We start from the raw sequence: 14,218 nt of genomic DNA on the forward strand, positions 1-14,218 counted from the left end.
CAGTAACATTGAGGCGATAAATATATTATTTTGTAATAATTTTTCCAGGCAATTTTTGCCATAAAAACTTTTTTTCACATATCTTTTTATTTTCAAAGTTGTTTAAAGTAAAATGGTAGAAAACTCTATAGAGTTTTATCTGTGTAGAAAACATATTCGCAAGGCATTCTGCGTTCCGTAGGAACACTATCTTTAGAAAATTTATCGTATTTAAGATATTAATCCTATGGATTGATTGACGGATTTATTCTTATTTCTACACAGATTCTGCTCCTAAAGGAGCAAACTCTTTTTACTTTAAACATCCTATTCATTAAAATACATTGCATAATTGATTTACTGCTCTTTATTTTTTTCTTACAACAGAAGTTTTTTTAGAAAGCTCTATGCCGTTTTATGATACTTCTTTCAATTTTTATTCTAGTCCGCTATATTTTTATTCAAGTTCTCGGCATTTTTATTTTAGCACAGCATATTTTTAGTACAGCGCAGTACATTTTTATCATTGCTCTCTACATTTTTGTTATTGCTCCCTGTATTTTTATTCTGATTCTCGGCATTTTTACTTTAGCGCAGTATATTTTTAGTTCAGCGCAGTGTATTTTTATCATTGCTCACTACATTTTTGTTGTTGCGCACTATATTTTTATTCATGCACCACATATTTTCAGTGTACTGCAGTTGATTTTAATAGTAAACTTGTCTAAACTTTTTCACCGAAAAAGAGGCTAAAAATTGTAACACTTTAGGGGTTTAAGTTTACTGCTTAAATGGAAAAAAAGAGCATATAAATTCAAACGTCTTCAAAGAGAAAAAATCTTTGAAGACGTTTGAAATACTTTAAATAAATCCAATAAAGTCTTTTGTCTTTTTCGCGGTTACATCTAAAATGAGTTTAAGCAAACTTAATTAGAAAATCTTTCAGACCGAAAAAGCTGAAGCATACACTTCAGCCTGGACTATTTGAAATTTTTTCAGCTGCCAATAATCAACCGGTGATGTTTAGAGACTGAATAAGTCCGTCCTCCAATTTCAAATGATAGGATAAAACAATCGGGCTACCCGGAAAATTACCCGACACCTCAGCTTTCAGGATTTCTTCGGTCTCAGAATAGGCTACAGGAGCCATTACAGACTGGTATTTTTCATTGGCTTCTTTTATCCATTCCTGAATTTCTTTTTTCCCAGTATGTGTTTTTCCTTCGTCAAAAACTACTGCAGTTTCAGAGAAACACTCGGCATAAGCAAGGCTGTCGAAATTATTCTGTGCCTCTACAAGATCTGTTATTACTTTTGGTAAATTCATTGTATTATTTTTTTAGATGATTAAACTGTAGGTATCGTACCGCCATCGATTACAAATTCGGTTCCTGTTAAATAACGGGCTCTTGGTGATACCAGAAACCCCACCAGTTCTGCCACTTCTTTCGGCTCGGCAGGTCTTCCGAAAGGAATTCCGCCTAACGCATCCATCACACTTTGCTGTGCTTCCTCTACGGTACTGTTTGAGTTTCTTGCAATTTCACCCAGCCATGCTTCCGATGCTGACGTATTGATCCAGCCCGGAGAAACCGTCAGTACACGAACACCTTTAGGAGTCACTTCGTTTGATAAACTTTTACTGTAGTTTCTCAATCCTGCTTTTGCAGCAGCGTAAGGCAGAGTGGAATCATAAAGCGGCAGTTTACCCTGAATGGATGCGATGTGGATAATAACACCGCTTTTTCTCTCGATCATCTGCGGTAAAAATCCTCTGTCCAGACGTACAGGAGCAAAGAGATTTGCCTGAAAAGTAGACTCCCAGTCTTCGTCCGATAATGCGGCAAAACCGCCTGCCGGTGTAGATGAACCGCCAAGGTTGTTAATAAGAATATCCAGCTTTCCGTAAGCTGAAAGCACTTCCGTGATTACTTTCTGTATCCCTTCCGGTTTGCTTAAATCTGAAGGAATGAAATGCAGATGGCTGTTTTCTTCCTCCGGTGCGTTTCTTGCGGTGATGATAACCGTTGCACCTGCCTGTAAAAGTCTTTCGGCAATAGCTTTTCCGGCTCCTTTTGTGCCTCCTGTTACCAATGCAGTCCTGCCGGATAACTCGTTGTTGAAATTAAATTGTTCCATTTTTAAGAATGATTTATAGGACAAAATTGAGGGATAAAAACAGTTTGTACAAGTACGGAAAACCGATTCATATAGGGATAAATTTTTCCCCTATTGTATGTTTTGGTACATTCATCTAAATTTGTTATATGAGAGAAAGAAAAATCCCACTGAATCTTAATTGCGGTCTGGATCTGATCGGCGAAGTGCTTTACGGGAAATGGAAAATCCGTTTGCTGTGGTTCATTAACGAAGGTTATAAGCGCCCAAGCGAACTGCAGCGTAAAATTCCCGATGCTTCCAGAAGAGTTCTGAATATTCAGCTGAAAGAGCTGGAAGATCACGAGTTGGTTTCCAAAATGATCTATCCGGTTGTTCCCCCGAAGGTTGAATATTCACTTACAGAGTTCGGGAAGACTTTAATTCCTGTAATTGCAGCTTTGGGCAATTGGGCAGATACACATGAAGAACACCTGCGAAACGTTATAAAAAAGACGGAATTACTGATTGATGAATAGTCCCTTTATTTTTTACGAAAGAACGGGTAATCAGGATAAGAATAAACATAGCGCTGTATCTCAATAGTACAGATTTGAAATTCGTAGCCCTTTTATTGCAGATTTTCATATCGATAGCACATACGGTGATGTAAAGTCATTTATTATAAATCTATAATATCTATAAAAAAGCCAATGCTTTTGCACTGGCATAATTATCTAAATTTTTTGTTTTTCTATAAGTCCTGTTTTTTTATTAAAACTTCTCATCAGCCCCTTTTCGTGTTGAATTATATTCAACTAAAGTGGTAAATGCTTTTTTCAACCTTTCTACCAAAGCTTGGTCCGGAGTAAAATTGAAAAATATATGATATTCATTATAATTAGGACCACTAATAGATATATTCTCGTATACACCACTCCAATCTCTTCTATCAGGACACGAAGTGCTTTGTAAAGCTTTTCCGGCAACATAAAAATCGTTAGAATACTCATTACTTATTCCAGTAACTTTATTTAAGTCAATTGAAGAAGTACACGTAGAATTTCCATTAAGTGCCGTTGTAAAAGTAAAAACACCATTATTATAAGAACTAAATTTATAACGCTCCAATAAATTTTCTTTCATTTTCCCGGCAATCCAATCCATTGTTTCCTGCTTTGTTGGCTTGGCGGTTTTATTTTCGGTTGTTGGTTTTGAGGTTTTTACCGCTGCCTTTTTTTGAGCATTTACATTCATACTTGCAAGTGTAATGATTAATACAACTGCCAGCTTTAAGTTTTTTTTCATAGTTATTTATTTAATGCTTATACTTGATGCTACTCCTGCATCAATTTAATCTAAATTTTCGTTAAAAATAAATCAAATAAACAGAAACGACAAGGCTTTCATTCAAGTTAAGACCAAAACAATTCCCTGCTAAGTGTTACAGATCGTATGAATTTCTGAAATAAATAATAAAAAACGCATATCTGAAATTGAGGTCGGATTATTTCAATGACTTAAATTTACTTCCTCTTGGAAGATTTCCTGATATGAAGCTGAGGAGCCAGTACTACTTTTTTCTCGATGGAAACACCAAAGCTGTTTTCCTTTACACTTTCGATAAAAACCTGTCCTGCCATTTTCCCCATCATGACCGGAGTCTGGTCTACAGAACTGATCGGAAGCTCCATAAACTGGGTGAAAGGCTCATTGGAAAAACCAATAACGGCAACTTCCTGAGGAATTTTGATGTTTCGTTTTTTAAGTTCCTGACAGGCACCCAACGCAGCAAAATCACTGGACGAAAAAATGGCGTCGGGAACAGATTTTCTGTCCCATAGTTTTTTTATAGCATCAATTCCTGCATCCACAGAACTTTCCGTAATCACGATATTTTCTTCCTTCACCTTAAAATCATGATCCGTAAGAGCCTGCTTGTAGCCGTTCAGACGATTCTGATAAATTTCAAGATTCAGGTCGCCGGCGAAATGGCAGATATTTTTATAGCCCTCTTTTATAAGATGTTCTGTCGCAAGATACCCGCCGCGATAATCGTCAATTGTTACGGTGCTGATTCCTGAAATGTCTTTTTTACGGTCGAAAAAGATAATCGGTGTATTGGAAGTATCCAGAATACTTTGGATATGTTCTGTATTTACCGTGGTTTTGGAAACCGAGATGAAAATTCCGTCCACCTGTGCATTCAGCAGCGTATTAAGCTGTCTTTTCTCGATGTTAACATCCTCATGACTTTGGCAGATGATGACATGATATCCAAAAGGGGAAAGCTCTTCCTCAATTCCGCGGATCACGGAAGAGAAAAAATTGGTATTTACGAAAGGTACGATGATTCCTACATTCTTCGTTTCACCACTTTTTAAGGCTTTGGCAAGATTGTTCTGCTTATAGTTCATTTCTTTGGCAGTTTTTCTTACCAGTTCCTTCGTTGCCTCACTTATTCTCGGATGATCGTTCAATGCTCTGGAAACCGTTGCCACACTTACATTTAGCTTCTTCGAAATATCGTATATCGTGGCATTTTTTTTATTCATAAAAACTTTTTTCAGGATAATCGTGTATTTCAAAACGAAATACCTTATTGAGGTAAATTTAATCAAATTATGCAGATTAGAAAGCAATTGTAATGATATTATAACGAATAACTGTCATTTTAAAAAAGAGGTCTGCTTAAATGGCTGATTTTATTTGTATTAAAAGCAGTATGCTTAAGTTGAAAAGAGTAGATTTGCATAAAATAAAACGTATTTCCGCTATTGTTTGGTTTAGTTTTCTTAAGATTTTTTTGTAACAACAATAAGTATAAATAATTTCAGCTTTGTATTGTTAATTGAGATAGTTTTGTAATTTGTAAAAAATATTCTTATAACCATGAATTTGCAAAGGAAAATATCATATACTGTTCTCATTTTATTATTCTTTTCGGGAAGCCTTTTCTCGCAGAATTCAATTTCTGAATTTAAAGATAAAATAGATTTTTACTTGCTGGATAATTTCGTTAGGATGACTGATAATGATACGGTTTTTGTCAGTAATTTATATGATTATTCTGGTGACAGTTCCCGTGAATTTTATTTTTATAATAGTAAAACCAGGCAAAAAATATTTCCCTACGGATTTGAAATGGCTTATCCTTTTGTCGGAAAAACAGCCGTTGTAAAGTATAAAAACCGATGGGGATTGATTGATCGGAGCGGAAGATTTATTTTTTACTCTTTATCTTCCTATCCGGTTAAATTGACTTCTTATGAAAAATATGCAGTATTTGATGAGGTCACCAGATATGATGTAAGAAACGGAATTTTCCGGGAATCTTCTATTTACTGCGGAGAGCCCGCAACGCCCGATTATTTTATATCAAAAAGCCCAAACGGGAAATATAACTTGATTGAGGTAAATAAAGGACCGGTTTTTAAAACAGATGTAGATTCTATTATTTCTAAAAAGGATTTGATATATAAAAGTACAAATCAGGACTTACTGATCTTAAAAAAGAAAAATAAATATGGTCTTTATCTGCCTGATGGGACTGAGATTCTTAAAATAAAATTTCAACACGCAAAATTTATAGGAAATTATGTCATGTTATACGAAAACAGTAAGTGGAATTATTATACCTATGAAAATAATAAACTCAACTTAATTCTTTCAACACCACTCGAATGTATTACTCCTGCTTATCAGGCTAAAATTATTGGAGTATTTAAAAAAGACAACAAATACAATCTGTTAAAAACCAATGGTGAAACTTTACCGGAAAGTTTTGATTATATAAGCGACACGGCAACTTACGGAGTAAAAGAAAATGTTCTTGTTATCTTCGATTCTGAAGCAAATTATTATAATTACGCTGAAAAATAACTTTTAAATTTAAATATGAGCAACAGAAACCGCGGAAAAAATACAGGCGATGATACTTTATTCGGATCAGAAAAACAGCTTGAGAAAATGAAATCGGCAGTGCAGGATATGCAGTATTTATTAAGCCGGAATTATGCTGAAAAAGCTTCGTCGGAACTTGTCGGAAATCATTACCGCCTCAAAACAAGACAGATTCAGGCGGTTCGAGGAGCTTCCGCATCAGAAACTCAGCTTCAGAACAGAAAATCTAAACAGCTCGAAATTTCTGAATTAAAAGCCAAAACATTATATTTGGATGGCTTCAATGTCCTGATTTTACTCGAAAGTCTTCTTTCCGAAGCTTATATTTTTGAAGGAACAGATGGCTGTTTCCGTGATCTTTCCGGTGTTTTCGGAACATACAAAAGAGTAAATCAGACGCAGGAAGCCATTGAACTCGTTGCTTCATTTTTTCATAAATCTCACGCGGAAAAGCTGATCTGGATTTTCGACAAACCAGTGTCAAACAGCGGAAGAATCAAGCAGATCGTTATGGATTTTGCCATTGAAAATAACCTCAACTGGAACGTTGAACTGGAATTTAATCCCGATAAATTTTTAGCAGAAAACTCTGAAATTGTAATATCTTCCGATGCATGGATTCTGGATCACTGCAAAAGCTGGTTCAATCTCATCGGATATTTAATTCAGGAAGAAAACCTTTTGGCTAATGTTATTAAAATGTGTTGATTTAAACACAAATGCTATATATAAAACATAAATAGCATAAATGGCAACACTAAAAACACAAATAATTTATGGTGATATTTGCGGAAAAATTGGCGTTATTCGTGTTTAAGCAAACACAAATTGCACAAATATCAACACTACAAAGCACAAATAATTTATTGTGCTATTTGCGGAAACATTGGCATTATTCGTGTTTGAGTAAACACAAATGGCACAAATAAAAACACTAAAAATCACAAATAATTTATTGTGATATTTGCGAAAAGATTAGTGTTTAAGTAAACACAAATTGCACAAATATTAACACTAAAAAGCACGAATAATTTATTGTGATATTTGTGAAAAACATTAGTGTTATTCGTGTTAGGGTAAACATAAATTGCATAAATAAATTATTTGTGATATTTGTGAGAAACATTCGTGTTATTAGTGTTTAAAATTAGAAACCATGCAATCATTTCAAAAATATACATCATTATTTTCTGCGGAATGGAAAGAAAAATATCAAGCCATTTTAGCCGAAGAACATCTTGAAAATTTACAGAAAAACATTAAGAAATTTAAAAATCAGAATTTAGATTGGAATCTGCCCTATTTTAATGAAGAAATTAAAATCGACCGTGATGAAAGTTTTAAATTATTCATCTCTGTTTTAGAATCTGAAAATTCAGATCAAAACAAAGCGAAACAATTGGAAGAAATTCCTTTCGAACATTGGTTGAATATTTTAGGACAACGCCTCACTTCGGCAAGCCTTCGTGATGAAAACGCCGTTCCGCCTTTAAGAAGTTTACTGATCGAAGCCTGCGAAAAGCCTTTCAACAGCGAAATTACCATTGCGCAGAGAGCGTGGGAAAAACACGTCGGTCGGCTGAATGACGATTTCTGGGGCGAAGTAAAAGGAAATAATCAGCAGAAACAGCAAAAAGTGATGGAGAAAATACATTACATTCTCGACCACACCACATGGTGGAATATTTTCTTTCATTACAAACATGAACTTGTTTTTGAAGTCAGGGAAAAAGAAGGTCACGGAATCCGATGGAGCCATGGTGGAAAACATTTGATTGGCTTTCTGGAGTTTTTTATTAATGACGAAAATTCTTTACAATAAGTTTTTGAATCATTTAATATGTCATTAAGTCTCTTACTATAAACCTTAAAATCAAAATGATTTAATCTTAACTGAACATATCTATTTAGAATTGAATATCCGTTATTTAGCATACTTGAATTTTAACCACGAAGAACACCAAAGGTTTCCACAAGGAACACAATAGTTGTGAGCTTTGTGGATAACCTTAGTGTACGTTGTGGTAAAAAAATAATGATTACAGCAAACAGCATTTAGTTACAGCATATTGCGGATAATCAGAATTTAAAAAAACTTAATGTTTTAAAAATTTTTATCTCTACGTAAAAACATTGCGCATTACGCAGATAATTTTGTAAGCGTAAAATAAAAAGCAATGGATTTTTCTAACCAAAACTTTACGCAAAACGAATGGGAATCATGTCTCAAGGTATTAAAAGCCCTGAAAGATGAGCCATTTCTAAATCCGGACAATCAAACTTTTTCTGGGTTGATCACAAAAATTCATAAGAACGCCAAAAAACAAAACCGTCTGGAAAGTTATTCTCAGATGAAAACGCACGATCTTGAAATTAATTCAGAATCGGTACTGATGAAAAAAGCTTTGGCGGGAGTTTCTGCTTTTTATGATGATGAAAAAAATGATACCCAACTCACCAGATTACAGATTCCCAAAAACTGCTACTGCTGTAACCAGAGTTATCAGTACGCCCATTCCTTTTACACCAGATTATGCCCGAAATGTGCGGATGAAAATTATGAAAAACGTTTTCTTTCGGCAGACTTAACGGGACGGAATGTCATCTTAACCGGAGGACGTGTAAAGGTAGGTTTCGCAACCGCTTTAAAGCTCCTGAGAAATGGTGCCAATTTGGTTTTGACGACCCGTTTTCCGGCTTTGGCACTGGAAACTTTGCAGCAGGAAGCAGATTATGAAGAATGGAAAGACAGACTTTGGGTGTATGGTCTCGATCTGAGAAATTTGAAGGCAATTCAGGAATTTATAGACTTTTATCAGTCGAAATTTGAAACGCTTGATATTCTCATCAATAATGCGGCACAGACGATTAAATATCCCGATCAGTATTACCTTCCGATCATCAGACGTGAAAACGAAATGCTCGTTGAGTTTAAAAACAATCATAAATTGATTCCGAACGCAACCCCCATTTCCGCAGAGGTCGGTAAACTGGAATATGCGGAAAATGAAGAAACAAATGTCGCTTTAACGCGTTTCGGACAACCGGTGGATAATCGGGATAAAACAAGCTGGAATTCCACACTGGAAGAGATTTCGATGTACGAATTGGTTGAGGTGAATTTAATCAATCACATTGCGCCGTATTTTCTGATCAAAGAATTAAAACCTTTAATGAAGGCTTCTTCTTTCAAAGAAAGATTCATCGTTAATGTAACATCTTCAGAAGGTATTTTCAGCTACAACAACAAAACGATGTTTCATCCGCATACCAATATGACGAAAGCAGCTTTGAATATGATGACGCTTACTTCTGCTAAAGAATTTGAAAAAGATCAGATTTATATGACGGCAGTAGATGTAGGATGGATTTCTACAGGTGCGAAGGAAAGTTTAAGAAAGAAACAGTTTGAGCAGGGATACATTCCGCCATTGGATTCTGTAGACGGAGCTGCGAGAATTCTCCATCCGATTGTGGAAGGAATCAACGGAAATTATTTCAGCGGAGTTTTATTGAAAAATTATAAAATTAATGACTGGTAAAATATAAGAAGTTAGCTCAGAGGAAGAGCATCTGGTGACGCCCAGAAGGTCACGGGTTCGAATCCTGTACTTTTTAGAAAGAAACTCATAGTTATAACTGGAAAAACATTGCACTTTCTATGCAAAATTACAGGTTCGAGTCCTGTTGAGTTTCCAAATTGAAAGCGTGAGTTCAGCAGGAAGAATACCACCATGTCGCAGCGGAGGTCGTGGGTTCGAGTCCCACACGCTTTCCAAAACGGAGATAATAGTTTAATTGGAAAAATGTATTCCCTGCACGGAATAGATGCAGGTTCAAATCCTGCTTATCTCCCCAAACAGAAACGGTAGCTCAATGGAAGAGCATTAGTCTTCCTCACTAAGGGTTGCGGGTTCGAGTCCCGCATGTTTCTAAGAGCGCATCGTCTAAATGGAAGGACACCGGCTTATCGTGCCGGAAATTCAGGTTCAAGTCCTGCTGCGCTCCCAAAATGGAGACAATAGTAATAAAAATGGAAAAATACATTCTTCTAAAATGAGTTGCGGGTTCGAGTCCTGCTTGTCTCCCAAAAAAGGAAATGGTAGCTCAAGGGAAGAGCGCTGACCTTCCAAGTCAGAGGCTGCAGGTTCGAATCCTGCCCATTTCACAAGGAGTACATCGTTCTGATTGGTAAGAACATTGACTTCACTAATCAAAGGTGGCAGGTTCAATCCTACAGTACTCCCAAAATGGAAGCAGTAATTTAAATGGAAAAATATCTCAAACCCAGAGAAAATGCGAGTTCAAATCTTGCCTGTTTCCCTTCAAAATTAAAAACCATGAAAGAATTAAAAGAAACATTAAATATCATTCTTAAAGAAAAACAAGGATACATTACTTTCCTTACCGGAGCCGGAATTTCTGCGGAAAGCGGACTTCCGACTTAACGCTCGATCGACGGAATCTGGATTAAAGGAACAAAATATCATCGTCCTGAAGAATTCGGGACGTATAAATATTTCAGCCGGAATCAGGAAGAAGTATGGCAGTATAATCTGTTCTGGAAGAAAATGATTGCTGAAGCAAAACCTAATCCGGGACATTTGGCGATTACGGAAATTGAAAAACTTTTAGGTGAAAGATTCAGATTGATTACTCAAAATGTTGACGGGCTTCACCAAAGATCGGGAACGCAGAATGTCTATGAAATTCATGGAAGCAAACAGAAAGTCCGTTGCTCAAAAGAATGCAGCGAACCTTTCGATTTCCCTGAAAATATTAAGTTTAAAGAGTATACCGAAGATTTAACGGCAGATGAAATCGACGATCTGAAATGTAAAAAGTGCGGAAACTGGCTTCGTCCTCATACTTTGTGGTTCGATGAAAGTTATAATGAAAAATACTATCATTTCGATACAGCGTACAACATTGCAGACCATACAGATATTTTATTTGTAGTCGGAACTTCGGGATCAACGGCTTTGCCTGTAAATATTGTGGAAACGGTAAAAATCCGTGCAAAATGGATCGTCCTGATCAATCCTGAAAGCGATACGTATTTTGATTATATTTTAAAAGGAAGCAAAACATTATTTTCGGTACAGGAAAGCAGTTCAAAAGCACTTCCTGAATTAAAAATGATGATTGAAGAAATTATAAACGCTTAAATTTTCATACGGAAGCAGTAGTTTAACTGAAAAGCGCATCATTCTAAGATGAGTTGCAGGTTCAATTTCTGCCTGTTTCCTTTTTTTTGATTCATTTTTTGTCTTGCTGTTTTTTTAACAGATTTAGATTTAAAATAAAAGATTTATACTTCAGAATTAACCACAAAAGTCGCAAAAGAATGTATAGCGAAATGGTAGTATATTTAAAGTATTTCAAAAGTCTGCAAAGAGAAAAAATCTTTGATTTTTTAACTTATGTGCCCTTTTTTTCCAGTTAAGTATTAAACTTAAAAACTAAAGTGTTTACATCTTTTTGCATTTTTTGTGGTAAAAAAGTTTAAACAAGTTTCATGTTAAATAAAAGTTTAGAGTAACTTCTATTGTTAAATAAAACGTTTACTGAAAATTATTCCTATATATTATGAGAAACATTTATAATAAAAGTTCTTACAGAGCAGGAGAATATGGTAAAATTCCTCAGTATTTACAAAAATACGGAAACAAGAAATGGAGACGAACTGAAAAATCGGAGATAGAAGATCAACTTAGTGAGACCGTTAAATTTTTTAAGCAAAGAAAGAAAAGGCGAAAATTAATCTGGGTTAAAATCACAAGAGAAATTAACGGAAGAACAGATTCTGATTACAGAAGTTTTTACACGGAAAAATCATTTAAAAGCTCGATAAGCAGAGCACATATAACAAGATACATTTTAATAAATAATAAAACAAAAAAGAAATGAACACATTAATCGACATTGGTATAAACTTAACCAATAAACAATTTTATGACGAACAAGAAGAAATAATCAACCGCGCACTCGAAAATGGAGTAGAGCAGATGATTCTCACGGGAACGAGCGTTCGCGGAAGCCAGGAGTCTGCGGAAATTGCAGAAGATTATCCCGAAATTCTGTTTTCGACGGCGGGAATTCATCCTCACGATGCAAAATCTTTCAACAACGAAAGTATTCCAGCATTAAAAACATTATTAAAACAAGACCACGTTGTTTCCGTAGGAGAATGCGGACTGGATTTCGACAGGGATTTTTCGCCAAGACCTGTTCAGGAAAAATGTTACCGCGCGCAGCTTGAATTATCCATAGAAGTCAGGAAACCACTTTTTCTTCATGAAAGATCTGCCTTCAGAAGATTTAATGAAATAACGGATGAATATTTGTCTCAACTTCCAAAAGCTGTGGTACATTGTTTCACAGGAACTTTACAGGAAGCCAAAATGTATCTGGATAAAGGCTTTTACTTAGGATTTACGGGAGCCATCAGCGATCAGAACAGGTTTAAACATTTGGAAGAAGTGATAAAATATGTCCCGCTCGACCGAATGATGATTGAAACCGATGCGCCTTTTATGCTGCCGAAAAATATGCCGAGAATGCAGAACCGCAGAAATGAACCTTCCTTTTTACCGTATGTAGCACAGACGATTGCCCATCTGAAGAAAATCAGCATAGCAGAAGTTGCAGATGAAACCACGGAAGTTGCCCGTAATTTTTTCAGGATATAAAAAAAGAGTTCTACAGATGATGTAAAACTCTTTTTATTTTGGATGATCGATAATGATTACAAACTCTTAATCCCTGCTTCCAAAGCAAGCTCAATCATTGGTTTCAAAGCCTTTTCTCTCTGGTCTGCTGAAATATTTTCGTGCGTAGGAATAATATCCGAAACCGTAAGAATCGTTGCCGCATTTTTTCCTAAATGCTTAGCATTGGCAAACAGTCCGAAAGCTTCCATTTCTACTGCCGGACAGTTATATTTTGTGGCAATTGCTGGAATTGCAGGATCTTTTCTGTAAAAAATATCACTACTGTGGATGTTCGTCGCTTTTGCCGTTAAAGACATTTCTTTTGCCGTTTCGTTGATGATATTGAAGATATTTCCCTGATGAGAAATGCTTTCCTCTTCAATTCCCCAAGCGAATTTTGCGTAGGTGCTTTCACTCGCTGCATTTTCCACATTCAGAAGATCATACACTTTCAGGTCTGTGGTATACGCACCGCAGGTTCCGATTCTGATGATCGTATCTACATCATACTCTGTAAAAAGTTCAAAAGAGTAAATTCCGATGCTTGGAAAGCCCATTCCGCTTGCTCCCACAGAGATTTCTTTCCCTTTGTATAACCCTGTGTAATATAAAATTCCTCTGGTCTGGCTTACCAGTTTAGCATCTTCCAAAAAGTTTTCCGCAATGTATTTTGCACGCAGCGGATCTCCGGGTTGTAAAACAACTTTAGCAATTTCTCCTTTTTTTGCACTGATGTGGATACTCATAATTTTTTATTTGAAAGGGCAAAGATATAAAATTGTGATTTCTTAATCCTTGAACAATGGTTTTTAATTAAAGATTTATAATCAACTTACCTTCAAAATTTTCAATTCGAAAAGAATATTTTTTATTTTTGTTAAATGATGGAAAAAAAATCAGCTTTTTTAGACACTTTATTTCTGCTTCGAAAAGAAGAATGCATCACCATTTTCTCAGATATTCATGAAATTTCCAAAAAGGAAGAGCAGGATGCCGCAGATTATTTTCAGGCTGAGTTTGAGAAAGAAAGACTTGAATTTTTATCCGATACACTTGTCTGCGATACAGAAACAGCAGTCTGGGCTGCAAAAGTTGTCTATCACAGCGCGCAGCTTCATTTAATAAGAGAAAATACGGCTAAAGATTTAAACAAATTAATTCCGTCTTTCAAAGGGAAAAGAGATGTTTCAGGCATCCTGTCCGCAGATTTATCACTCCGGTTTTTACCACAGATTGTTTCTGCTTTACAGGTTTCAGATCCGGAAGATCCTTTGGTGAAAATGCTGGAAAATATTCTGAAACAATTTCACTATTCAGCAGTAGGATTTGATCTCGATCTCGAAGACATCAACTGGGAAGAAGAATTAAAGGACAAAACCTACCGAAAGCTCTATCTGGAAAGAATTGTAGAAAAGAAATCCTATCGGCTTGCAGAAATTCCTTACCTCAATCAGTTGTTAATTGCTGAATTTGGACTGCATAAAGATGTATTTTGGAAAGAACTAAAAACAACAGATCATTAAAAT

At 35.7% G+C, this 14,218-nt stretch carries 14 protein-coding genes and 9 tRNA genes; 18 read left to right on the top strand and 5 right to left on the bottom strand.

Annotated elements, in window-relative coordinates:
- Positions 1 to 988: 988 nt before the first annotated feature.
- Positions 989 to 1,306: a nuclear transport factor 2 family protein gene (locus tag WFH39_RS10755; protein ID WP_290261926.1), complete on the bottom strand. Its 318-nt coding sequence runs from the start codon at positions 1,304 to 1,306 to the stop codon at positions 989 to 991.
- Positions 1,307 to 1,326: 20 nt separating this feature from the next.
- On the bottom strand, positions 1,327 to 2,118 hold the full coding sequence (locus WFH39_RS10760) for an SDR family oxidoreductase (protein ID WP_336689904.1): 792 nt from the start codon (positions 2,116 to 2,118) through the stop codon (positions 1,327 to 1,329).
- Positions 2,119 to 2,246: 128 nt separating this feature from the next.
- On the opposite strand from WFH39_RS10760, the gene WFH39_RS10765 reads away from it, so the two are divergent.
- Complete coding sequence (locus WFH39_RS10765) at positions 2,247 to 2,615, top strand: winged helix-turn-helix transcriptional regulator (RefSeq protein WP_214588602.1); 369 nt, start codon at positions 2,247 to 2,249, stop codon at positions 2,613 to 2,615.
- 235 nt (positions 2,616 to 2,850) lie between these two features.
- On the opposite strand, the gene WFH39_RS10770 is transcribed toward WFH39_RS10765, so the two are convergent.
- Both WFH39_RS10770 and WFH39_RS10775 read right to left on the bottom strand, forming a co-directional pair.
- Positions 2,851 to 3,384 carry a hypothetical protein gene (locus WFH39_RS10770; RefSeq protein ID WP_336689905.1) on the bottom strand — a complete coding sequence of 178 codons (534 nt, stop codon included), beginning with the start codon at positions 3,382 to 3,384 and terminating at the stop codon, positions 2,851 to 2,853.
- Positions 3,385 to 3,602: 218 nt separating this feature from the next.
- Positions 3,603 to 4,631 carry a LacI family DNA-binding transcriptional regulator gene (locus WFH39_RS10775; RefSeq protein WP_214588603.1) on the bottom strand — a complete coding sequence of 343 codons (1,029 nt, stop codon included), beginning with the start codon at positions 4,629 to 4,631 and terminating at the stop codon, positions 3,603 to 3,605.
- Positions 4,632 to 4,968: 337 nt separating this feature from the next.
- Here WFH39_RS10775 and WFH39_RS10780 point away from each other — a divergent pair, with 337 nt between their 5' ends.
- The 16 genes from WFH39_RS10780 (at position 4,969) to WFH39_RS10855 (ending at position 12,671) form a co-directional block, all read left to right on the top strand.
- Complete coding sequence (locus tag WFH39_RS10780) at positions 4,969 to 5,958, top strand: hypothetical protein (protein ID WP_336689906.1); 990 nt, start codon at positions 4,969 to 4,971, stop codon at positions 5,956 to 5,958.
- Positions 5,959 to 5,973: 15 nt separating this feature from the next.
- Entirely contained in the window at positions 5,974 to 6,687 is a 714-nt protein-coding gene (locus WFH39_RS10785) for a DUF434 domain-containing protein (protein ID WP_336689907.1), read from the top strand.
- A 448-nt stretch (positions 6,688 to 7,135) separates the two neighbouring features.
- Complete coding sequence (locus tag WFH39_RS10790) at positions 7,136 to 7,801, top strand: hypothetical protein (protein WP_336689908.1); 666 nt, start codon at positions 7,136 to 7,138, stop codon at positions 7,799 to 7,801.
- A 355-nt stretch (positions 7,802 to 8,156) separates the two neighbouring features.
- Complete coding sequence (locus WFH39_RS10795; RefSeq protein WP_336689909.1) at positions 8,157 to 9,521, top strand: SDR family NAD(P)-dependent oxidoreductase; 1,365 nt, start codon at positions 8,157 to 8,159, stop codon at positions 9,519 to 9,521.
- Positions 9,522 to 9,526: 5 nt separating this feature from the next.
- A tRNA-OTHER gene (locus tag WFH39_RS10800) sits at positions 9,527 to 9,597 on the top strand.
- A gap of 85 nt (positions 9,598 to 9,682) precedes the next feature.
- Positions 9,683 to 9,753 (top strand) — tRNA-Asp (locus tag WFH39_RS10805).
- 9 nt (positions 9,754 to 9,762) lie between these two features.
- Positions 9,763 to 9,837, top strand: a tRNA-Ala gene (locus WFH39_RS10810).
- Positions 9,838 to 9,840: 3 nt separating this feature from the next.
- Positions 9,841 to 9,914, top strand: a tRNA-Gly gene (locus WFH39_RS10815).
- A gap of 1 nt (position 9,915) precedes the next feature.
- A tRNA-Asp gene (locus tag WFH39_RS10820) sits at positions 9,916 to 9,987 on the top strand.
- Positions 9,988 to 9,994: 7 nt separating this feature from the next.
- Positions 9,995 to 10,067 (top strand) — tRNA-Arg (locus WFH39_RS10825).
- An 8-nt stretch (positions 10,068 to 10,075) separates the two neighbouring features.
- Positions 10,076 to 10,147, top strand: a tRNA-Gly gene (locus WFH39_RS10830).
- An 85-nt stretch (positions 10,148 to 10,232) separates the two neighbouring features.
- Positions 10,233 to 10,302 (top strand) — tRNA-Val (locus tag WFH39_RS10835).
- Between the two features lie 131 nt (positions 10,303 to 10,433).
- Entirely contained in the window at positions 10,434 to 11,147 is a 714-nt protein-coding gene (locus tag WFH39_RS10840; protein WP_336689954.1) for an SIR2 family NAD-dependent protein deacylase, read from the top strand.
- Between the two features lie 11 nt (positions 11,148 to 11,158).
- A tRNA-Arg gene (locus WFH39_RS10845) sits at positions 11,159 to 11,227 on the top strand.
- Between the two features lie 341 nt (positions 11,228 to 11,568).
- Positions 11,569 to 11,889 carry a hypothetical protein gene (locus WFH39_RS10850; RefSeq protein WP_336689910.1) on the top strand — a complete coding sequence of 107 codons (321 nt, stop codon included), beginning with the start codon at positions 11,569 to 11,571 and terminating at the stop codon, positions 11,887 to 11,889.
- Positions 11,886 to 12,671: a TatD family hydrolase gene (locus WFH39_RS10855; protein ID WP_336689911.1), complete on the top strand. Its 786-nt coding sequence runs from the start codon at positions 11,886 to 11,888 to the stop codon at positions 12,669 to 12,671. The genes WFH39_RS10850 and WFH39_RS10855 overlap by 4 nt, the downstream gene beginning before the upstream one ends.
- Positions 12,672 to 12,727: 56 nt before the next feature.
- On the opposite strand, the gene deoD is transcribed toward WFH39_RS10855, so the two are convergent.
- Positions 12,728 to 13,438 carry a purine-nucleoside phosphorylase gene (deoD, locus tag WFH39_RS10860; RefSeq protein WP_336689912.1) on the bottom strand — a complete coding sequence of 237 codons (711 nt, stop codon included), beginning with the start codon at positions 13,436 to 13,438 and terminating at the stop codon, positions 12,728 to 12,730.
- A gap of 138 nt (positions 13,439 to 13,576) precedes the next feature.
- On the opposite strand from deoD, the gene WFH39_RS10865 reads away from it, so the two are divergent.
- Positions 13,577 to 14,215, top strand: a complete 639-nt coding sequence (locus tag WFH39_RS10865) for a hypothetical protein (RefSeq protein WP_336689913.1) — start codon at positions 13,577 to 13,579, stop codon at positions 14,213 to 14,215.
- Positions 14,216 to 14,218 lie beyond the last annotated feature (3 nt).

It is taken from the genome of Chryseobacterium sp. MMO-72, from assembly GCF_037146035.1.
GTDB classification, from domain to species: Bacteria; Bacteroidota; Bacteroidia; order Flavobacteriales; family Weeksellaceae; genus Chryseobacterium; species Chryseobacterium indicum.

What these genes read in the sequence shown, in the direction of transcription:
- WFH39_RS10755 (WP_290261926.1), bottom strand. Translation starts at nt 1,306, where the DNA reads ATGAATTTACCAAAAGTAATAACAGATCTTGTAGAGGCACAGAATAAT.
- WFH39_RS10760 (WP_336689904.1), bottom strand. Translation starts at nt 2,118, where the DNA reads ATGGAACAATTTAATTTCAACAACGAGTTATCCGGCAGGACTGCATTG.
- WFH39_RS10765 (WP_214588602.1), top strand. Translation starts at nt 2,247, where the DNA reads ATGAGAGAAAGAAAAATCCCACTGAATCTTAATTGCGGTCTGGATCTG.
- WFH39_RS10770 (WP_336689905.1), bottom strand. Translation starts at nt 3,384, where the DNA reads ATGAAAAAAAACTTAAAGCTGGCAGTTGTATTAATCATTACACTTGCA.
- WFH39_RS10775 (WP_214588603.1), bottom strand. Translation starts at nt 4,631, where the DNA reads ATGAATAAAAAAAATGCCACGATATACGATATTTCGAAGAAGCTAAAT.
- WFH39_RS10780 (WP_336689906.1), top strand. Translation starts at nt 4,969, where the DNA reads ATGAATTTGCAAAGGAAAATATCATATACTGTTCTCATTTTATTATTC.
- WFH39_RS10785 (WP_336689907.1), top strand. Translation starts at nt 5,974, where the DNA reads ATGAGCAACAGAAACCGCGGAAAAAATACAGGCGATGATACTTTATTC.
- WFH39_RS10790 (WP_336689908.1), top strand. Translation starts at nt 7,136, where the DNA reads ATGCAATCATTTCAAAAATATACATCATTATTTTCTGCGGAATGGAAA.
- WFH39_RS10795 (WP_336689909.1), top strand. Translation starts at nt 8,157, where the DNA reads ATGGATTTTTCTAACCAAAACTTTACGCAAAACGAATGGGAATCATGT.
- WFH39_RS10850 (WP_336689910.1), top strand. Translation starts at nt 11,569, where the DNA reads ATGAGAAACATTTATAATAAAAGTTCTTACAGAGCAGGAGAATATGGT.
- WFH39_RS10855 (WP_336689911.1), top strand. Translation starts at nt 11,886, where the DNA reads ATGAACACATTAATCGACATTGGTATAAACTTAACCAATAAACAATTT.
- deoD (WP_336689912.1), bottom strand. Translation starts at nt 13,438, where the DNA reads ATGAGTATCCACATCAGTGCAAAAAAAGGAGAAATTGCTAAAGTTGTT.
- WFH39_RS10865 (WP_336689913.1), top strand. Translation starts at nt 13,577, where the DNA reads ATGGAAAAAAAATCAGCTTTTTTAGACACTTTATTTCTGCTTCGAAAA.